The organism is Hydrogenophilus thiooxidans (assembly GCF_019049855.1).
Classification (GTDB): domain Bacteria; phylum Pseudomonadota; class Gammaproteobacteria; order Burkholderiales; family Rhodocyclaceae; genus Hydrogenophilus; species Hydrogenophilus thiooxidans.
The window spans coordinates 1-18540 of the sequence record NZ_JAHLSY010000019.1; the positions used below are offsets into that span (position 1 = coordinate 1).

Annotated in this window: 20 protein-coding genes; 17 read left to right on the plus strand and 3 right to left on the minus strand. The window is 60.2% G+C overall.

The window, feature by feature from the left end; genetic code table 11:
- The 5 genes from KUL93_RS08895 to KUL93_RS08915 form a co-directional block, all read left to right on the plus strand.
- Positions 1-244 (plus strand): response regulator (locus KUL93_RS08895; RefSeq protein ID WP_217126701.1); only part of this gene is annotated, 244 nt, incomplete at its 5' end.
- A gap of 3 nt (positions 245-247) precedes the next feature.
- Positions 248-1225 carry a chemotaxis protein gene (locus KUL93_RS08900; RefSeq protein ID WP_217126702.1) on the plus strand — a complete coding sequence of 326 codons (978 nt, stop codon included), beginning with the start codon at positions 248-250 and terminating at the stop codon, positions 1223-1225.
- Between the two features lie 17 nt (positions 1226-1242).
- Positions 1243-1635, plus strand: a complete 393-nt coding sequence (gene cheY / locus KUL93_RS08905) for a chemotaxis response regulator CheY (protein ID WP_119335495.1) — start codon at positions 1243-1245, stop codon at positions 1633-1635.
- Between the two features lie 16 nt (positions 1636-1651).
- The gene (cheZ, locus tag KUL93_RS08910; protein WP_217126703.1) at positions 1652-2491 is read left to right on the plus strand and encodes a protein phosphatase CheZ; all 840 of its coding nucleotides are present in this window, start codon (positions 1652-1654) and stop codon (positions 2489-2491) included.
- Between the two features lie 35 nt (positions 2492-2526).
- A complete protein-coding gene (locus tag KUL93_RS08915; RefSeq protein WP_217126704.1) occupies positions 2527-4407 on the plus strand; it encodes a chemotaxis protein CheA in 1881 nt (626 codons plus the stop codon).
- Here KUL93_RS08915 and tal read toward each other — a convergent pair.
- From tal to xseA, 3 genes are all read right to left on the minus strand, one after another.
- Positions 4404-5474, minus strand: a complete 1071-nt coding sequence (gene tal, locus KUL93_RS08920) for a transaldolase (RefSeq protein ID WP_217126705.1) — start codon at positions 5472-5474, stop codon at positions 4404-4406. The two genes, KUL93_RS08915 and tal, sit on opposite strands and share 4 nt — an antisense overlap.
- Before the next feature lie 62 nt (positions 5475-5536).
- The gene (locus KUL93_RS08925) at positions 5537-6124 is read right to left on the minus strand and encodes a superoxide dismutase (RefSeq protein ID WP_217126706.1); all 588 of its coding nucleotides are present in this window, start codon (positions 6122-6124) and stop codon (positions 5537-5539) included.
- 45 nt (positions 6125-6169) lie between these two features.
- Positions 6170-7591, minus strand: a complete 1422-nt coding sequence (xseA, locus tag KUL93_RS08930; RefSeq protein WP_217126707.1) for an exodeoxyribonuclease VII large subunit — start codon at positions 7589-7591, stop codon at positions 6170-6172.
- Positions 7592-7701: 110 nt separating this feature from the next.
- Between xseA and KUL93_RS08935 the strand changes: the two genes are divergently transcribed.
- From KUL93_RS08935 to KUL93_RS08990, 12 genes are all read left to right on the plus strand, one after another.
- Positions 7702-8277 (plus strand): MotA/TolQ/ExbB proton channel family protein, encoded by a 576-nt coding sequence (locus KUL93_RS08935; protein ID WP_346731682.1) that lies wholly within the window; start codon positions 7702-7704, stop codon positions 8275-8277.
- A gap of 18 nt (positions 8278-8295) precedes the next feature.
- Complete coding sequence (locus KUL93_RS08940) at positions 8296-8712, plus strand: ExbD/TolR family protein (protein WP_119335490.1); 417 nt, start codon at positions 8296-8298, stop codon at positions 8710-8712.
- An 11-nt stretch (positions 8713-8723) separates the two neighbouring features.
- A complete protein-coding gene (gene lpxK / locus KUL93_RS08945; protein ID WP_217126709.1) occupies positions 8724-9806 on the plus strand; it encodes a tetraacyldisaccharide 4'-kinase in 1083 nt (360 codons plus the stop codon).
- Complete coding sequence (locus tag KUL93_RS08950; protein ID WP_217126710.1) at positions 9763-10008, plus strand: Trm112 family protein; 246 nt, start codon at positions 9763-9765, stop codon at positions 10006-10008. The genes lpxK and KUL93_RS08950 overlap by 44 nt, the downstream gene beginning before the upstream one ends.
- Positions 10005-10772, plus strand: a complete 768-nt coding sequence (gene kdsB, locus KUL93_RS08955) for a 3-deoxy-manno-octulosonate cytidylyltransferase (protein WP_217126711.1) — start codon at positions 10005-10007, stop codon at positions 10770-10772. Before KUL93_RS08950 ends, kdsB begins: the two co-directional genes overlap by 4 nt.
- A gap of 53 nt (positions 10773-10825) precedes the next feature.
- On the plus strand, positions 10826-11482 hold the full coding sequence (gene adk, locus KUL93_RS08960) for an adenylate kinase (protein WP_217126712.1): 657 nt from the start codon (positions 10826-10828) through the stop codon (positions 11480-11482).
- A 285-nt stretch (positions 11483-11767) separates the two neighbouring features.
- Positions 11768-12340 (plus strand): GspH/FimT family pseudopilin, encoded by a 573-nt coding sequence (locus KUL93_RS08965; protein ID WP_217126713.1) that lies wholly within the window; start codon positions 11768-11770, stop codon positions 12338-12340.
- A 6-nt stretch (positions 12341-12346) separates the two neighbouring features.
- Positions 12347-12850 carry a type IV pilus modification protein PilV gene (gene pilV, locus KUL93_RS08970; protein ID WP_217126714.1) on the plus strand — a complete coding sequence of 168 codons (504 nt, stop codon included), beginning with the start codon at positions 12347-12349 and terminating at the stop codon, positions 12848-12850.
- Positions 12847-13872 (plus strand): PilW family protein, encoded by a 1026-nt coding sequence (locus KUL93_RS08975; RefSeq protein WP_217126715.1) that lies wholly within the window; start codon positions 12847-12849, stop codon positions 13870-13872. The genes pilV and KUL93_RS08975 overlap by 4 nt, the downstream gene beginning before the upstream one ends.
- Positions 13869-14426: a pilus assembly PilX family protein gene (locus KUL93_RS08980; RefSeq protein ID WP_217126716.1), complete on the plus strand. Its 558-nt coding sequence runs from the start codon at positions 13869-13871 to the stop codon at positions 14424-14426. The genes KUL93_RS08975 and KUL93_RS08980 overlap by 4 nt, the downstream gene beginning before the upstream one ends.
- 11 nt (positions 14427-14437) lie before the next feature.
- Positions 14438-18058: a pilus assembly protein gene (locus KUL93_RS08985; protein WP_217126717.1), complete on the plus strand. Its 3621-nt coding sequence runs from the start codon at positions 14438-14440 to the stop codon at positions 18056-18058.
- A 10-nt stretch (positions 18059-18068) separates the two neighbouring features.
- Positions 18069-18491 (plus strand): type IV pilin protein, encoded by a 423-nt coding sequence (locus tag KUL93_RS08990; RefSeq protein ID WP_217126718.1) that lies wholly within the window; start codon positions 18069-18071, stop codon positions 18489-18491.
- Positions 18492-18540 lie beyond the last annotated feature (49 nt).

Here is an 18540-nt window from a genome sequence, read left to right on the forward strand (position 1 = left end):
CGCGGTGCTCACCGATATCGAGATGCCGGAGATGGACGGCTTTATCCTGACCAAAAAGATCAAGACCGATCGCCGCTTTGCAGGGATCCCGGTCCTGATGCACTCGTCACTCTCCGGGATGCAAAACCAGCACCTGGGGCGATCGGTTGGGGTTGACGAATATGTGCCCAAATTCCAGCCGCAAGAGTTAGCGGCGATTTTGCGGCGCGTTTTGTACGAAGCCCATGGCAAACGGGAGGGCTGAGCGATGAACTTGCCGGTGAAGACCGTCATTGAACCGGAATTGGTCGAGGAAAAGAGAGAAGGGAGCCCATTCGAAGAGATCGAAGCGCGCGCCGGACTGGCCGGTTCGAACCGCTTCGAGATCCTCCTCTTTTCGTTGGGGACGTGCGAAATCTTTGGCGTCAATGTCTTCAAGGTGCGCGAGGTGATGAGCACCCCGTTCATCACCCGCGCCCCCAACGTACCCCCCGGTGTCGAAGGGTTGGTGAGCCTGCGCGGCAACGTGATTCCGGTGGTTTCGTTGGCAAAAGTGATGGGTTTGGCGCCAATGGACGACCGCCTTGCGCCAACGATGATGGTTGCCGAATACAGCCAAAAGACACTGGCGTTCCTGGTCGAATCGGTGGACCGCATCATCCGCGTCGAGTGGGGGTTGGTGCGCGAACCGGAAAACGTCTCGCAGCAGGTGCACGGGATGATCACCGCGATCACCGAGTTACCCGACGGGCGTATCGTCTCGATCATCGACGTCGAATCGATTCTGGCACGCGTCTTTGGCGAAGAGGTGGTGGGGACGATTTTGCCCATCCCCGATGGATATCGCTACCACGTCTTCTTCGTGGATGACTCGGGCGTTGCGCGTAAGAAGATTGCGGAGGTGCTCGACAAACTCGGGGTGAAGCACGCACATGCGAACAACGGCGCAGAGGCGTGGGCGCGACTCGAAAGTATGGCCAATTTTGCTGAGCAAACCGGCCAGAACTTGCGCGAGCAGGTCGATGTGATTTTGGTCGACGCCGAAATGCCGGAGATGGACGGCTACGTGCTCACCAAATACATCAAAGCCGACCCCCGGTTCGAAGGGATTCCGGTGATCATGCACTCCTCGCTCTCGTCGCAAGCGAACCGGGCGATGGGCGAACGGGTGGGTGTCGACGGCTATGTGGCAAAATTCGACGCCCATGCGTTGGCCGAGACCCTCCGGCCGTTACTCACACGATGATCAAGGAGTGCTGATCCATGGACAAAAACAAAATCCGTTTTCTGGTGGTCGACGATTTTTCGACGATGCGTCGCATCGTGCGCAACCTGTTGAAGGAACTGGGGTACACCAACGTCGAAGAGGCTGAAGACGGCCAGGTGGCACTCAACAAGCTGGAAAGCCAACCGTTCGATTTCGTCATCACCGACTGGAACATGCCCAACATGGACGGGCTGACGCTGCTCAGAAAAATCCGCAGTTCCGAAAAGCTCAAACACCTGCCGGTGTTGATGATCACCGCAGAAGCGAAAAAGGAGAACATCATCGCGGCGGCGCAGGCGGGCGCTTCAGGATACATCGTCAAGCCTTTCACGGCAGCGGTGTTGGCGGAAAAACTCGACCGCATCTTTGCGAAGCTGGGCAAACAGTAGCGCGTGGAGCAAGACGATGAGTAAAAAACACGAATCTGGCGACAGCGACGAATTGCAAGCGTTGTTCGACAGCATCGTCGGCGCTGCGGCGCAGAGCTCGGAACCGGAAACGGAGAGTGGTGACAGCGATGAACTGCAGGCGCTGTTCGATACCGTTGCCGAGCAGTTTCAAGCAAGCGCCGAGGCGGATTCGGATGCTTCTGACCCAGGCGAAGCAGCCGAACCGCCCCTGACACCCGAGCAGCGCGATGAGCTCTACCGCCGCATCGGAAAGGTGGCGCGGCAACTCCACGAAGCGCTCAAGGAGCTTGGGTGTGAATCGGTCGTTGCGGAAGCGGCGCAAGCAGTTCCCGATGCCAAAGAGCGGCTGCGCTACATCGCGCAGAAAACCGAAGAGGCTGCGGTCAAGGTCCTCAATGCGGCCGAGATCGCGTCGCCGTTGCAGAAAGAGTTGGAAAGCAAAGCGCAGGCGCTGCGCGCCCGTTGGGATAAGCTCTTTGCCAATCAGCTCTCGCCGCAGGAGTTCAAAGCGCTCGCGAAAGAGACGCATGCGTTCCTTGCGCTTACGGAAGAGAACGCGCACATCACCGCCGAGCAGCTCATGAACATCGTGATGGCGCAGGATTTCCAAGACCTGACCGGTCAAGTGATCAAAAAAGTGATCGATATCGTCGGCCGGATCGAAACCGAACTGCTGCAGATCCTCATCGAAGCGATGCCAGAAGAGCTGCGACAGAAGAAACAGCAGTCGGAAGGCGACGAAGCCTTGCTGAATGGGCCGGCCGTCCAGAAGGGGGAGGGCGTCTTGTCGTCCCAAGAAGAGGTGGATGATCTACTGAGTAGTCTCGGCTTCTGACGGCTCGGGACAGCGCAGAAACAAGGAGCAGAGCCATGAGCGATTTTGCTGGTATGCAGGACCTTCTCCAGGATTTTTTGGTCGAGGCGGAAGACCTGCTCTCAGGCGTCGATAACCGTTTGGTCGAGCTCGAAAAGAACCCGCACGACAAAAATCTCTTGAACGAAATTTTTCGCGGGTTTCACACCATCAAAGGGGGTGCGGGGTTTCTTGGCGCGAACGAACTGGTGACGTTGTGTCACCTCACCGAAAACCTCTTTGACAAGCTGCGTAACGACGAGCTGTCGCTCACGCCAACGCTCATGGATCTGATCCTGGAAGCTACCGCTGCGGTCCGGGATATGTTCGTCTATCTCGAGCGCGGCGTACAACCGCCCCCCGCAGACGAATCGCTGCTTGAACGGCTGCGGGCCGCTCTTTCCGGGAAACTTTCCGGACCCGCAGGTGGGGGCACCAAAAAGCAGGCCGATGTCGTAGATTCGGGTAAAGATGACGGCAGTGAGCCCGATTGGGAGTTGTTGCACCAAGTGGTTGCAGGAGAAACGGCGAGCGAAGCCAAGGCGACGCCGAAGCAAGGGGACGACCCAGCGCAAAACGGCAAAGCGGAAGCCAAAGCAGCGCCGCCAGTGCCCAAGCGCGCGTCCGTCCCTGCCCCGGTGCGGCGGCAAGCGGAGAATCGGGATCAGGGGATTCGCATCGAAACGTCGCGCCTGGACCAGGTGCTCAACCTGGCGGGCGAAATCGGGCTTACCAAAAACCGCTTGACCGCGTTGCGCAGCGACATCCTGGCGGGGAAAACCGACCCCGATACCCTTCATGCGCTCGACGTTTCGGTCAATCAGCTCGATCTCTTGGTTTCCGACCTGCAAAACGCGGTGATGAAAACGCGGATGCAGCCCATTGGTCGGCTCTTCCAGAAATATCCGCGTATCGCGCGCGATTTGGCACGCCAGCTCGGCAAACAGATCGAACTCGTGATCAGCGGTGAAGAGACCGAGATCGACAAGACGATGATCGACGATTTGTCGGACCCCCTTATTCACCTCATCCGCAATGCGGTGGATCACGGTATCGAATCGCCTGAAGAGCGGGTCGCTGCCGGGAAGAAACCGGAAGGGACGATTCAACTCTCCGCGAAACAGGAAGGGGACCATATCCTGATCATCATCGCCGACGACGGCAAAGGGATGAGTGCGGAAAAGATTCGCGCAAAAGCCGTCGAGAAAGGGTTGATTTCGGCCGACGAAGCGAACGGGTTGGACGACCGGCAAAGCCTCAACCTCATCTTCCTGCCTGGATTCTCCACCGCCGAGAAGGTCTCCGACGTCTCGGGGCGCGGCGTAGGGATGGACGTGGTGCGCACCAACATCACCAAATTGAACGGCACGATCGACGTGCAATCGGAACCGGGGCGCGGAACGACCTTCATCATCAGCCTGCCGCTCACGCTCGCGATTCTGCCGGTACTCCTCGTTCGCTTGGGCGAGCAACCTTTCGCGGTCCCACTTTCGATGGTGCGCGAAATCCTTCCTATTCATCTCGACGAGGTGCGCGAAGTGGGCGGGCGTTCGACGTTGGTGGTGCGGGGCGAAGTGCTGCCGATTCTGCCGCTTTCGCTGCTCCTCAATTGGCCGATGACTCGCACGCCCAGTTACGGTGTGCTGATGCAGATGGCCGAGTTCTCTTTCATCCTTGGCATCGACAGCTTCGCCGGGCGGGAAGACGCGGTGATCAAGTCGCTCGAAGATTTCCGACCCAAAGGCGTTGCGGGCGTGACGATCCTTTCCAACGGGCAGATCGTCCTGATCCTCGACATGAAAGAGCTCTTCGAAACCAGCACCGGCCGCCAGGGGGTGAGCAAGAAAGAGCTGGAGAAATATGCGCAACCCCCTGAAGCGGTGATGCAGCTGGCCTAACCGGCAACGATCGCCAACAACCGCGCTTGGGCGTGCGCAAAAGCGTCGAGCCCGGCGCGCTGCAGATCGGCCCCAATCGCCTCGAGGTCGATCGCAAGCTCTTTGAGGCGCTCGAGGTGCTGGTGCGCCGCCTCAAGTTGGTGCGCCAGGGTCGCCTCGGTGGCCCGTCCGTGATCGAGGAGCGCCTCAAGCGTAGCCAAAGGCAACGTGTTGATCGTCTCAGGTCCGATGAGCGGTTCGACATACAAGAGATCGGAATAGGCTGGGTTCTTGGTGCGGGTGCTCGCCCACAAAACCCGTTGCGGGTGTGCAGCAAAAAGGGAATCGGTAGCCAACAGGCTGCGATAGGTAGCGCCGATCGCTTTGGCCATCGCAACCGCGGTCGTTCCTTGCCACTCCGGGTGCTCCGGCGCCCGTTCCGCCAGGAGGGGGTCGACCGCGCTGTCCATTCGCGAAAGGAAGACACTCGCGACGCTATACCCCGGGGTGATGCCCCGCGCCACTGCTTCGGCCGCCGCGCGGCGGTAGGCATCCGCCACCGCTTGCCATTGGCCGGGTGAGAAGATGAGCGTCACATTGACCCCGATCCCTTCGGCTACGAGCGTCGCCATCGCGTCGATCCCAGCGGCGGTTGCGGGAATCTTGATCAATACGTTCGGTTCGGGAATGCGCGCAACGAGCCGTTTCGCAGCAGCGATGGTGCCATCACGGTCGTGGGCCAATGCCGGACTCACTTCGATACTGACGTAACCGGCGCGTCCGGTGCTCTCCTCCCACGTGGCGCGAAACTGTTGGCAGGCGCTCAATACGTCGGCGGCTACGAGCAATTCGAGCGCCGCTTCCGGCTCCAGGTCGCTCTGCCGCAACGCCGCGAGTTCGTCACGGTAGGCGTCGCTTTGGCTGATCGCTTGTTCGAAGATCGCTGGGTTGGTGGTAACGCCACTGACCCCTTTCGCTTGCCATGCGCGCAACGTACCATCGAGGAGCCATTCCCGTGTCAATTGATCGAGCCAGATCTGCTGCCCAAGCGCATCGATGTGCGCCAAAATGGGATGCCGGTTGCTCATGGTTGCCCTTCGCGTAAAAAAGCCCCGTTGCCGGGGCGTGGTTCGATCGAAATGGGGTGCGGTCACGCCGCGTAGTTTTGCTCCGCGAACGACCAATTGACCAGATGGTCGAGGAACGCGGTGACGAAATCGGGGCGACGGTTGCGGTAATCGATGTAGTAAGCATGCTCCCAGACGTCAAGGGTCAAAAGCGGCGTATCCCCCGTGGTGAGCGGAGTTCCGGCAGCACCCATATTGACGATATCGACGCTGCCATCGGCTTTCTTCACCAGCCACGTCCAGCCCGAACCGAAGTTGCCGACGGCCGAGGCATGGAACGCTTTCTTGAATGCGTCGAAGCTCCCCCATTTCGCTTCGATCGCTGCTTTGAGCGCGCCCGAGGGCTCGCCGCCGCCGTTCGGCGAGAGGCAGTTCCAGAAAAACGAGTGGTTCCAGGTTTGCGCCGCGTTGTTGTAGATGCCGCCAGCAGGAGCCTTCTTGACGATCTCTTCGAGCGGCATGTCTTCGAATTCGGTCCCTTTGATCAGATTGTTGAGGTTATTGACGTAGGCTTGGTGGTGCTTATCGTGATGGTATTCCAGCGTTTCAGCGCTCATATAGGGTTCGAGCGCGTTTTTCGCAAACGGGAGTTCGGGAAGTTGATGGATCATCGTTTGGCCCTCCATGGGTTGGTTGAACAGTAAAGCCTGACCATTCTACTCGGTATTTTTGCCACCGACAACCTCTGCTAACGCCCGGGCGTCGGCAAATTGGATCGCGATCCGTTCTTCGGGTTCCAATTGCGCGGCGCGGGTGATGAGCCGTCCGCTTTCGGAATCGAACACCAACGCATAACCGCGTGCCAAGACCGCGGTGGGGGAAAGCGCCTCGAGGCGGGCAGCGAGCGTCTCCAATCGCCGCTTCGGCTCTGCCAAATCGAACGAGGCGGCGCGTAACCTGTCACTGCTTGCCAACCAAGCCCTGCGATAGGGGGCAAGCAGCGCGAGCGGGTGGGGAAGGCGTTGCGCGATCGCCTCGAGCGCCGTGCGTTGGGCCGCGAGTTGCGCGCGCGGGTGGCAGAGCCGCGCCGCGGTGGCCTCGAGCGTTCGGGCTGCGCTGCGCAACCGTTGGGCAAGCGCTTCACGCAGCGCGGCGTAGCGCTGCTCGAGCCGTTCGCGCCGTTCGCGGATCGCGAACGCGGGCGAGAGCCGTTTCAGGTCCCGTTCCCCCCAATCGAGCTGTTGATTGACCTGCTGCCACTGGATGCGAAACGCACGCTTGAGCCGTGCGTCGAGCTCCTGCACTTGAGACACAACTTCGCTCCACCCTTGCGCGATCAGCACCGCCGCACCGGTTGGGGTGGGGGCGCGGGCGTCCGCGACGAAGTCGGCGATCGTCGTGTCGGTCTCATGTCCAACGCCGCTTACCACCGGGATCGGGCAAGCGGCAATCGCGCGGGCCACGCGCTCTTCGTTGAACGCCGCCAGATCTTCCGCAGCCCCGCCGCCGCGAACCAGCAACACCGCTTCCAAACGAAGTGCCGCCGCACATTGCGCCACGGTGGTGAGCGCTGCGACGATCGCTTGCGGCGCTTGAGGGCCTTGCACCAACGTGGGCACGAGCACCGCAGTGATCATCGGCGCGCGTGCGGCGAGCGTACGCAACACGTCTTGCAGCGCATCCGCTTGCGGGCTGGTGACGATCGCAATGCGGCGCGGAAAGCGGGGCAACGGCCGTTTGCGCGCCGCATCGAAGAGCCCTTCGGCTTCCAATTTCGCCTTCACCGCCAAAAACCGCTGAAACCAAGCGCCGGCGCCGGCGGCACGGATCTGTTGCACATCGAGCTGGTAGGTGCCGCGCGGCGCGTAGGTGGTCAGTTGCCCGAAGACTTCGATCGCGTCGCCATTTTTGGGAAGCCCCCCCCCTTCGCCCCGCATCATCCGTTCGGCGCGCGATCGCCACAACGTGCAGGCAATCGCCGCGTGGTCGTCCCGCAGCGTGAAGTAGAAGTGTCCCGAAGGGGCCCGGCTGAAGTTGCTGACCTCTCCCGTGACCCAGAGTGGGGTCGGAAACGCGGTGGCGAGCGATGCGCGCACCGCTTCGGCAAGGTCAGAGACGGTCCAGATGGGGTCGGACATGGGGCGTTTACCTTGGCAACCGCAGTCGTTGGTGGTATTTTGTCACACATTTTCGATAGCCATGCTCGAGGAGTGCGTTCGTGGGTAGTTTTTCCCTGCTTTCCTGGCCGATGTGGCCGCTGATCGTCGCGTCGGTCGTTGGCTTTGCGATCGTTTTGGAACGGGCCGTCGCGTTACGCCGACGGCGGATCAACCCGCCCGGGTTGCTCGAATCGGTGCTGAGCGCGCTGCGCCAAGGGGAAGCACCGCAAGCGCTGGCCGCCAAATTGATGACCCACTCACCCTTGGGACGGGTCCTTGCGGCCGGGCTCCGCAACTACGCGGCGCCCCGTGAGGTAATGAAAGAGGCGATCGAAGACGAAGGGCGGGTGGTGGCGCACGAACTCGAACGCTATTTGACGACGCTCGGAACGATCGCGGTGATTTCTCCCCTTCTGGGTCTTTTTGGCACGATCGTCGGGATGATCGAGATCTTTGCCTCCCAAGGGGCCACCGCGAACCCGCAACAACTGGCGCACGGCATTTCGGTAGCGCTCTACACCACCGGTTTCGGGCTCATCATCGCGATTCCCGCAACGATTTTCTGGCGCCACTATCGCGCGTACGTTGACGACCTCATCCTGGAGATGGAGCAGGCGGCGGTGCGCCTTATCGAAGTGGCGCACGGTGAGCGGGTCGACGGGTAGGCGTCGGGAGGTTTGGTGATGCGTTTCACTACCCAGGCTTCGCGCCGCGACGCCCCCGAGCTCAGCTTGGTGCCCCTGATCGACGTGGTGCTTGTGATCCTCATCTTTTTGAGCGTCACGACCACCTTTTCGCAAGTGGGGCAGCTGCGGATCGACCTCCCCGAAGGGGAAGCGCAGACGGCGCAGGAGCCGGAAACGATCCACGTCCAGATCACCGCGCACGGGCAGGTGTTCGTCGAAGGCGTCGCAGTTCCGACGCAAGACGTTGCGGCGCTGCGTCAAGCGTTGGTGCGCCAAGCCCCAGCAAAGAGCGACCCGGTGGTGGTGATCGAAGCGGACGCGGCAACGCCGCACCAGCGCGTGATCGACGCGCTGCGCGCCGCACAAGAGGCGGGGTTGGCCAAAGTCACCTTCGCGGTGGAACAACCGCAGTGAGGTGCTGTGGCGTGCGCGGGGGAGCACCGCGCTGGTGGCAATCGCGTGGCTTTGCGGCGCAGGCGCTACTACCGCTTGCGGCGTGCTATCGCCTTGGGTTTCTTGCGCACCGCGCCTGGGCGCAACGCCACCGGCGGCGCTTTCCGGTTCCGGTGATCGTCGTTGGCAACCTGACTGCGGGAGGGAGCGGCAAAACCCCCGTGGTGGAGGCGCTCGCGCGTGCGTTGCGCGAACGGGGGCGACGCGTCGCGGTGGTCAGCCGCGGTTACCGCAGCGACGTTGCCGCTCGTGGCGGCTGCGAGCGGGTGAGCGGCTGCGATCCCCGCCGTCACGGCGATGAACCGACGCTGCTGGCGCAGACGACCGGGGTGCCGGTGATCGTCGGACGCGACCGCCCGCATGCTATTGCCCATCTGCTCGCCACCGAGCCGCATCTGGACGTGATCCTGGCCGACGACGGCCTGCAGCACCACCGGTTGGCGCGACAATTCGAGCTGGTCGTGCTCGATCCCGCAACACTCGGCAATCGCTGGTTGCTGCCGGCTGGGCCGCTCAGGGAGCCCCTTGACCGGTTGCGCTCCGTTTCGGCGGTGCTTGTGCGCGGTGCGGCAAACGACACCGAGGCGCGGGTAACCGTACGTGCGTTGTTGGGGCGTGACGCAATCCCTGCCACTTGGGCATTGACGATCGAACCCGTCGGGTTGCAGCCACTTGCCGCTTGGCGACGGGGAAAAGAAGCGAATTCCGAAGCGCTGATGCCGCTAACCGAACTTACGGGGCGACGCGTCGTCGCGATCGCCGGGATTGCCCATCCCGAACGGTTTTTTGCCACACTCGAAGCGCTAGGGGCAACGGTAGCGCGCTATCCTTTTCCCGACCATCACCGCTTCCAGGCGAATGACCTCCCCAAAGCGGAACCTGGGGTTTGGCGCCTTTTTACCGCAAAAGATGCGGTAAAATGTGCCGAATGGGCCGAAGCAGACGATTTCGTACTGGTCGTTCGTGCCCAACTGCCAACCGAACTTGTCGACCGAATCGAGGAAACGATCGATGGATCCGCAGCTTCTGGACGTCCTGGTCTGCCCGCTCTGTAAAGGGAAACTGCTTGTGCGCAAGCAGCCGCTTGCGCTCGTCTGTCCATTCGATCGTCTGGCCTATCCGGTTCGCGATGGGATTCCTGTGATGCTTGCCGAAGAGGCAGAGCCGCTCAGTGAACCGGAGGTTGCCGCGCTCAAAAAGGGCGTAGCTTCGGCAGCACCCCCCTCGGAACCACGCCCCGAAGCGGGGGCGCTGTGACGCCGTTTCAGATCGTCATCCCGGCCCGGTTTGCTTCGAGCCGTCTTCCTGAAAAGGCGCTTGCGGACGTTGCGGGCAAGCCCCTCGTGGTCCGCGTCTGGGAGCAAGCGCAGCGCGCGGCGGCCGAATCGGTCTGGGTGGCCACCGATCACCCGCGAATCGCCGAAGCGGTGCGACGGGCTGGTGGCGCGGTGGTGATGACGGCGCCGGAACACCCTTCGGGGACGGATCGGTTGGCGGAAGTTGTCGCGCAACACAATTGGGACGATGAGACGATCGTCCTCAACTGGCAGGGGGACGAACCGCTACTGCCGGTGGCGCTCGTTCATGCAGTGGTCGAACGGCTAGCGGCCCATCCCGACGCCGCGATCGCCACCGCAGCTGTTCCGGTGGCAACGGTGCGCGAATGGCGCGATCCCAACGCCGTCAAAGTGGTCTGCGACGCAGCCGGCTACGCCTGCTACTTTTCTCGGGCGCCGCTTCCCTGGGTGCGGGAGCAAGACCCCTTCGCGCTCGATGACGACGCCCCGCCCCCCGTCCCCGTTTGGCGCCATATCGGTCTCTACGCCTACCGTGCCGGGTTTTTGCGCCGTTTTGCAACGTGGGGCGAAGCCCCGCTGGAGGCAGCAGAGAAACTCGAACAACTGCGTGCGTTGTGGTACGGCGCCCGCATCGTCGTCCATTTCGCCACGGATGTGCCGCCGCCGGGGGTCGATACCGAGGAGGATCTGGCGCGCATCCGTGCTTTTTTTACGCAAGCCTGAACGAACAGATTTGGGTCATACGGATTTGGGTAATCGAGAAGGAGGGAAACACAATGCGTTTGATTCTTTTGGGGCCGCCGGGCGCCGGTAAAGGGACGCAGGCACACGCGATCTGCCGCCACTTCGGCATTCCGCAGATCTCCACGGGCGACATGCTTCGCGCCGCGGTCAAAGCGGGGACGCCGCTGGGGTTGGAAGCGAAAAAGGTGATGGACGCCGGCGGACTGGTCTCTGATGAGATCATCCTGGGGCTGGTGCGCGAGCGGCTGCAGGCGCCCGATTGCCAAAAGGGGTACCTTTTCGACGGTTTTCCGCGCACACTCGCACAAGCCGAAGCGTTGAAGCGCGACGGCGTGGCGCTAGACGTCGTCTTGGTCTTCGATGTGCCGGATGAGGAGATCGTGGAGCGGATGAGCGGTCGGCTCGTCCACCCTGCGTCCGGTCGCACCTACCACGTGAAATACAACCCCCCGAAACAGCCCGGTGTCGACGACGTCACGGGCGAACCGCTCATCCAGCGGGACGACGACAAGGAAGAGACCGTGCGGGCGCGGCTCCGGGTCTATCATGAGCAGACCAAGCCCCTCATCGACTACTACACCGCGTGGGAGGCAAGCGGTGACCCTGCCGCCCCGAAGGTTCGGCGCGTCAATGGCGTGGGCCCGGTAGAAGAGGTCACCGAGCGGGTGATCGCGGCGCTTCGTCCGTAACGCCTTGGTTTGATGCTCGCCACCCCCGGCAATTGCTCCGGCTTTCGCGCTGTGGTGGTTGTTGGGGAGCGTGGCGTGGGTGATCACCCACGACCCGATTGTCGCGCGTTACAGCGATACCATCATCAAGGTTTGAACGTAACTTGGTATCACCGTTTGAACCCGGGCCTGCGTGTGCCAGAGATGCCGCTCGTCGGCCAAAACCGACCGTTCGTCGGGGGCACCCTTTTCTTTTTCAGCGCGAGGCGCTAAGCTGTTCCACAAAAGCTCTGGAACCGACTGCTGATGTTCAACCGCTTTCGCCTCCGCCGCCACTCTTTCGCGATGCATGGCGTCACCCTGGTGGAGCTGATGGTGACGATCGCCGTGGCGGCGATCGTGCTCTCGGTTGCCGTGCCGGCGTTCCGTAGCCTCATCGTTTCCAATCGCCTTACCGCAACTACCAACGCTTTCGTTGCGGCACTCAACTTGGCGCGAAGCGAAGCGATCAAGCGCAACGCCAGGGTGACCCTCTGTAAAACCGCAGATCCCAACGCAGCCTCGCCCACCTGCTCGGCAAGCGCAAGCTGGAACCAAGGGGCGATCCTCTTCGTCGATCGCGGCACCGTTGGGACACTGGAGAGCGGCGACACTTTGCTGCGGGTTTTGGGGCCCTTTGCCGATGTGACGATTACGGCTGGGGCCAACTTCGCCCTGGGGATTTCTTACCTGCCAACCGGGGTGAGCCAGGGGGTCAAAGCCGATGGCAGCACCGGGTTACCTAATGATTCTTTTAATTTCTGTGCTTCTGGTCAGGGAAAGCGAATTACGATCAACACCACGGGTCGACCAGCATCCGAATCCCTCGTTTCTTGTTGAACGGCCATGAGACATCCTGTCCAAGCCACGCATCTCAAGCAACAAGCGCAGCATCATTCGCCCAAAAAAGAGTCACAGCGCGGCGTGAGCCTGATCGAAGTCTTGATTGCCGTCTTGGTGCTCGCGGTGGGACTTCTGGGCGTCGCTGCGCTCCAAGCCAATGCGCTCAAGACCAACCAGAGCGCAGTGGCGCGCAGCCAAGCGACGATGTTGGGATACCTGATTCTCGATGCGATGCGCGCAAACCGCGACGCCGCAGCCGCAGGTGCGTACAACCTGGGGACTCTTACGAATCCAGTCTGTACTGTGCCAACCGCAAGCGATTTGGTCACCCAAGACCAAGCCTACTGGTTGGGCAAGCTCAAAGATAACCTGGGGGACGCTGCGTGTGGCGCGATCGCCTGCACCACAACCCCTTCCGCAACCACCTGCACCGTGCGCATCCGCTGGGACGACAGCCGCGCCGGGGGCAGCGCCACCCAAACCTTCGATCTGGCGACACAACTATGAGACGGAAAGCGGCACAAGGGCTCACGCTCGTGGAACTGATGGTCGCGCTGGTGTTGGGGCTTCTCCTCCTGGGGGCGGTGCTAAGCCTTTTTACCACCACCCGCGAAAGCTACCGCACCAACGAAGCGCTCGCGCGTCTGCAGGAGACGGGGCGTTACGCATTTGAAGTCTTAGGGCGCTCACTGCGCGAAGCGGGGGGCATCCCCTGCGGCAGCAACCTGCCTACCGCGAATGTGCTCAACAACGCCAGCACCACCTGGTGGGCGAACTGGGGTCAGGGAATTCAGGGGTACGAAGGAAACGACAATACCTTTCCGAAGTCGTTTGGGACCGGTGGCGCGGACCGCGCCGCGGGCACCGACGCGGTGATCGTCTGGAGCGGCACGGGCGACTCTGGGGTGACGATCGTCGACCACGATCGCTACTCGGCGCAGTTCAAAGTCAATACGACGGCGCACGGACTCAATGATGGCGATATCGTGATGGCGTGCGATTACCGCCAAGCCGCGATTTTCCAGGTTACCAATGTCAATTCCAACAACATGACGATCGTTCATAACACGGGAACGGGAAATCCTGGAAACTGCAGCAAAGGGTTGGGCTATCCCACGGACTGCACGAACCCCAATGGAAATTCTTACTCCTTTGCTGGAGCTGGCACTATCACCAAACTCACCGCGCACGCTTGGTACGTCGGCTGCAATGGCCGCGGCTCATGCAACACGCCAGCTGGTCGTTCGCTTTATCGATTGCGGTTGGGGAACCAAAACGGCTCAAATCCGGCGGCTGCGGAAGAGATCGTCGACGGTGTCTGGGATCTGCAGCTCCAGTACTTGACGCGGGACGCTTCCGGCGCGCTCGACACGCAGTACCGCGACGCAACAGCGGTTTCGGATTGGCGCCGGGTGGTTGCGGTGCGGCTCGAGCTGACGACGCGCTCCAGCGAAAATGTCGCGACTACCGGAGCGCCCCTCGAGCGCAAATGGTATGCGGTGGTCACTTTACGGAACCGAACCCCATGAGCAGAAGAAAAGAGCAGGGCGTTGCGCTGATCGTCGCGCTGGTGTTGCTGGTGGTCGTCACGCTGCTGGGCGTTTCTGGGGTACAGAACGTGGCGCTGGAAGAGAAAATGGCAGCAGCGGCTTTTGACCGCAATCTTGCTTTACAGGCAGCAGAAGCGGCGCTTCGCATGGGCGAAGCAGTTGCCGAGGCGCAGTCCAAGACCGTCCCACCCAACAGCGGATTTCCCAGCTATACCGATGCCAACAACACTTGCCCTGCTTCGCCCTCGGCTATCAACAACTGTGTCAACGGATTGTGTCCGACACCGGACAAAGACTGCAATGAGCGCTGGAAAGTCCCCAACTTTACCGGCTGGGTCGATGCCCCCGTGAATCTAGGAAGCCTTGCCGGCACTCCCCAATATTTCATCGAATATCTGGGCAACACTTTTCCCTGCACCGACGGTGGTCCTTCTGACCCCAAAAATTGCAAACGCTACCGCATCACCGCGCGCAGCAATCCGGGCACGGAACGGGCGACGGTGATGCTGCAGTCCATCTATGCGACGGATTGAAGGAGAGCAAAATGCGCAAAATGCTTCTGCTTCTGGGCGCTTTCTGGCTGGGTTCGGCTACCGCTGCGACAATCCCCAATGTCCCGCCTTTTGTCGCGACTTCGGCTTTTGCCAATGTGATGATCGACATGTCGGTAGAAACCCCCATGGGCGGCGCGGCTTACGCCGATCAGGCAGGCAATCCCCCAGGGTGCGCTGGAAGAACCTCTGTAAGCGGTCAAGAGGTCGGCGCTTGTTTTTTCCCCAGTTACACCTATCTGGGAATTTTTGACCCCAATAAATGCTATAGCTATACGAGCGGTCAGTTCGTACCGGGTGGCGCCGCTACCTTGCCCAACCGCACTTGCAGCGGCAGTGCCAAATGGAGCGGCAATTTTCTCAACTGGGCGACGATGACCGCGGCCGATCTCTTCATCTGGACCATGACTGGGGGCGACCGTGAGGTGGACACGACAACCGAGACCGTCCTGCGGCGTGCAAGAGCCATCAACAACGTAAGCTGGTTCCCGGTCAAATACGTTGCCAATGCCTCAGGGTTTACGCCCTGGTCGGGGGCCTTGTACATCACCAACCACGATGCCGGCGGATACCAGTTCAAAGCGGGGACGAGCTATGGTGGTAATAACTTAGGCACCTTCAATGTCCAGGTCAAGGTCTGTGACCCCAGCAAAGGGCTGGAAACCAACTGCAAGGGGTATACCAGTGGCGGCACGACGGTTTATAAGCCGGAAGGTCTCATTCAGCGTTATGCCGACAAGATGCGCTTTGGCGTCTTTGCCTACACCAACGATAACTCTCAATCCCGCGATGGCGGCGTGCTGCGCGCGCCGATGCGTTATGTCGGCGAGAAGGCAATGGACGCCAGCGGCAACCTGATTGCCAACGCCGCCACAGAGATTAATCCTGCGACCGGACAGATTTACCAAAATCCCTTAGAAAATCCCTTAGGAGCCTCGGGTGGCTGGAGCGGGGTGATCAACTACATCAACCGCTTTCACCGCGACGGCTACAAATCGTACGACCCAATCGGCGAGATGTTTTACGAGGTCATCCGCTACTTCAAAAAACTTTCGCCCACGCCGGGGTATGCGTCGGGCGCACCAGGAGGGAGTTTTCCGATCTACACGACCTGGAACGATCCGATTCAATTTTCCTGTCAGAAGAACTTCGTCGTCGCGATCAACGATGCCAACCCCTGGCTCGACAAAAAGCTCCCCGGCACCTTCTTTACCTGCGACAAGGCCGGGCAACCGGGGATGCCTGCGAGTTTCCTAGCCGGCGACTGCGGCGAACCCAGCAATCCCGACACCTCGATCAATGTTTCCAGTTTGACCCAGCAAGTTGGCGCGATGGAGGGGCTGCATACCACCTGGACACAGAACGACTCGACCGGTAGTGACACGGTGGGGTACGTGTATGGGGTCACCAGCAACGCCGGCAACTGCACCAATGGAAAAAGCGTAAGCGTAACCAATCTGGCTCAGGTGATGGGAACCTGTCCTTATGCTGGAAAAGAAAATTCGTACTACATTGCGGGTCTTGCCTATTACGCCAACACCACTGATTTGCGCCCCGATCTCCCCGGAAAGCAGAACCTCAACAGTTTCTTCATCGATACCCAAGAATATAGCTCAAATCCACTGAGCGGTAACCGCAACATGCTCTATCTTGCCGGTAAATACGGCGGATTCACCGATTTGAATGGCAACGACCGCCCCGATTTGTCTGCCGAATGGGATGCCGACGGCGATGGCGTGCCAGATAATTATGTGTTGGCTTCTGTTCCAGATAAGCTGGTCAAGGGGCTAGAGCGGGCATTCAGTAACATTTTGGAGAAATCGGGTTCAGCCACTAACATCACGGCGAATTCAACCCAATTTGCCAACGAATCGGTGATTTTTCAAGCCTTGTTCAATAGTGGGATCTGGTCCGGCGACCTCCTTGCTTATCCGATCAACAACTCGGGCGTTGGCGCTACACCCACCTGGAAAGCTTCGGAACATATACCGACTCCTTCAGCGCGAAAGATTTATACCCGGTCGGGGGGCAGTGTCGTCGAGTTTCTGTGGAGCAATCTTTCAACCGCGGATCGAGCTTCGCTTGGCAGCGCTGATGTGCTCGATTTCCTGCGCGGCGTACGCAGTAAGGAATTGCAAAACGGGGGAACGCTGCGTAACCGCGCGTCAAATAACATTTTAGGCGACATCATCCACTCCTCACCTTACTACGTCAAAGAGACCGACACCGTCTATGTCGGCGCCAACGACGGCATGTTGCACGGCTTCAACGCTTCGTCGGGCGAGGAGCTCTTTGCCTATATTCCGAGCGCCCTCATTCCCAAACTCAAAAACTTGAGCCAGCCCACTTATACCCACGACTATTTCGTCGATGGCGATATCGTTGTTTCGAACCGCAGTCAAACCAGTGGTAAGAATTACTTGGTGGCCATTTTTGGCCATGGCGGCAAAGGGCTGTTCGGGCTCGATGTCACCAACCCCAACGGGTTTTCGCCAAACGACGTCAAGTGGGAGTGTTTTTTCAGCGGCGGTACGGTCACCGCCTGCAATGGGGACGGAGATTTGGGTTATATGCTCGGCCGACCGGTGATCGCCAAAATGAATAACGGTGCCTGGGCGGTGCTCGTCGGTAATGGATACAATTCCAATAACGGTAAGGCAGTGCTGTATATCTTCGACCTGATCACCGGCAATGTACTCAAAAAAATCGACACGGGGGTCGCGGGCGACAACGGCTTGGCCGCTCCTGCGGTGGTCGATGTGGATAACGACGGCGATGCAGACATCATCTATGCCGGCGACCTCAAAGGTAACGTGTGGAAGTTCGACGTCAGCAGTGCGAATACCAACCAGTGGAAATCGGCTTTCATGAGCGGATCCAATCCCCAACCTTTCTTTGTCGCAAAAGATCCTGCCGGGAACCCTCAACCGATTACCGCGCAGATCACTGTTGCAGTGAATCCAGTTCCAGATGATCCGAATGTGAACAAGCGCTATCTTTTCTTTGGTACGGGGAGCTACTTCCGGAGTAACGATCCTGGGGATCCCCAAGTGCAAAGTTGGTACGGGCTGATCGATGAGGGTACTCCAATTGCCAGTCGCTCTGATTTGAAAGCACGAACGATTGCGAGCGAAGGTACCTTTGACGGGAAAGCGGTGCGGACCTTCAGCGCAGCCTCAGCGGGCGACATGGCAGGGAAAAAGGGTTGGTATCTCGATTTCACGACCCGGCAAGGGGAGCGGATTGTGACCGCATCGAAGCTCTTTACTGGCGCGGAGCCGGTGTTGATCGTCAGCTCCATTATTCCCAAGAGCGATCCGTGCCTGCCCGGTGGCGATGGTTTTGTCAATGCGATCAACCCCTTTACCGGCGGACGTCTGACTTACGGGTTCTTCGACCTCAATGAAAACCGAGATTTTTCCGATGACACGCTCAACGGCAATCCGATCGGCGGGTTTGACCCTGGAGTGGGTATGCCGAGCGAGCCGGTGATCGTAGGCGATCGCCTGGTTGTGGGCGGCTCGAAGGGAACGGTGGCGTCGGTGCGGATCAATACAGGGGTTCAACCGTTCAAAGGACGAATTTCTTGGCGTGAGATCATTTTAGAAAATTGAGAGGAACAGCATGATATTGGGTGATCGAAAGAACCGCGGCTTCACCCTCATCGAAGTGATGGTGGTGGTAGTGATCATCGGGATCCTGGCGGCGATCGCCTACCCGAGTTACCGCAACCACGTGCTCAAAACCCGCCGTTCGGCGGCGCAAGGGTGCTTGGTGGAGCTTGCGCAGTGGATGGAGCGTTTTTACACCACCAACCTGCGGTATCACCAAGACAGCAGCGGTACTGCCGTCGTGCTTCCCAACACCCAGTGCCGGCAGGATTTGGCCAACTACTATACCTTTTCCTTTTCGGGCAACCCCACCGCAACCACCTTTACGCTCCAAGCAGTGCCGCAGGGGGCGCAGGCAAACGATTCGTGCGGCACGCTGACGCTCAATCAAGCTGGGGTGCGTACGCCAACCACCGCAGGGTGTTGGAGCCGCTGAAACGAACCAAAGCCACTACAACGCCCCGCGGGCGGCTGTTTCGACCGGC

Coding starts and splice junctions, on each gene's coding strand:
- KUL93_RS08900 (WP_217126702.1), top strand. CDS start 248: ATGAACTTGCCGGTGAAGACCGTCATTGAACCGGAATTGGTCGAGGAA.
- cheY (WP_119335495.1), top strand. CDS start 1,243: ATGGACAAAAACAAAATCCGTTTTCTGGTGGTCGACGATTTTTCGACG.
- cheZ (WP_217126703.1), top strand. CDS start 1,652: ATGAGTAAAAAACACGAATCTGGCGACAGCGACGAATTGCAAGCGTTG.
- KUL93_RS08915 (WP_217126704.1), top strand. CDS start 2,527: ATGAGCGATTTTGCTGGTATGCAGGACCTTCTCCAGGATTTTTTGGTC.
- tal (WP_217126705.1), bottom strand. CDS start 5,474: ATGAGCAACCGGCATCCCATTTTGGCGCACATCGATGCGCTTGGGCAG.
- KUL93_RS08925 (WP_217126706.1), bottom strand. CDS start 6,124: ATGATCCATCAACTTCCCGAACTCCCGTTTGCGAAAAACGCGCTCGAA.
- xseA (WP_217126707.1), bottom strand. CDS start 7,591: ATGTCCGACCCCATCTGGACCGTCTCTGACCTTGCCGAAGCGGTGCGC.
- KUL93_RS08935 (WP_346731682.1), top strand. CDS start 7,702: ATGTGGCCGCTGATCGTCGCGTCGGTCGTTGGCTTTGCGATCGTTTTG.
- KUL93_RS08940 (WP_119335490.1), top strand. CDS start 8,296: ATGCGTTTCACTACCCAGGCTTCGCGCCGCGACGCCCCCGAGCTCAGC.
- KUL93_RS08950 (WP_217126710.1), top strand. CDS start 9,763: ATGGATCCGCAGCTTCTGGACGTCCTGGTCTGCCCGCTCTGTAAAGGG.
- adk (WP_217126712.1), top strand. CDS start 10,826: ATGCGTTTGATTCTTTTGGGGCCGCCGGGCGCCGGTAAAGGGACGCAG.
- KUL93_RS08965 (WP_217126713.1), top strand. CDS start 11,768: ATGTTCAACCGCTTTCGCCTCCGCCGCCACTCTTTCGCGATGCATGGC.
- pilV (WP_217126714.1), top strand. CDS start 12,347: ATGAGACATCCTGTCCAAGCCACGCATCTCAAGCAACAAGCGCAGCAT.
- KUL93_RS08975 (WP_217126715.1), top strand. CDS start 12,847: ATGAGACGGAAAGCGGCACAAGGGCTCACGCTCGTGGAACTGATGGTC.
- KUL93_RS08980 (WP_217126716.1), top strand. CDS start 13,869: ATGAGCAGAAGAAAAGAGCAGGGCGTTGCGCTGATCGTCGCGCTGGTG.
- KUL93_RS08985 (WP_217126717.1), top strand. CDS start 14,438: ATGCGCAAAATGCTTCTGCTTCTGGGCGCTTTCTGGCTGGGTTCGGCT.
- KUL93_RS08990 (WP_217126718.1), top strand. CDS start 18,069: ATGATATTGGGTGATCGAAAGAACCGCGGCTTCACCCTCATCGAAGTG.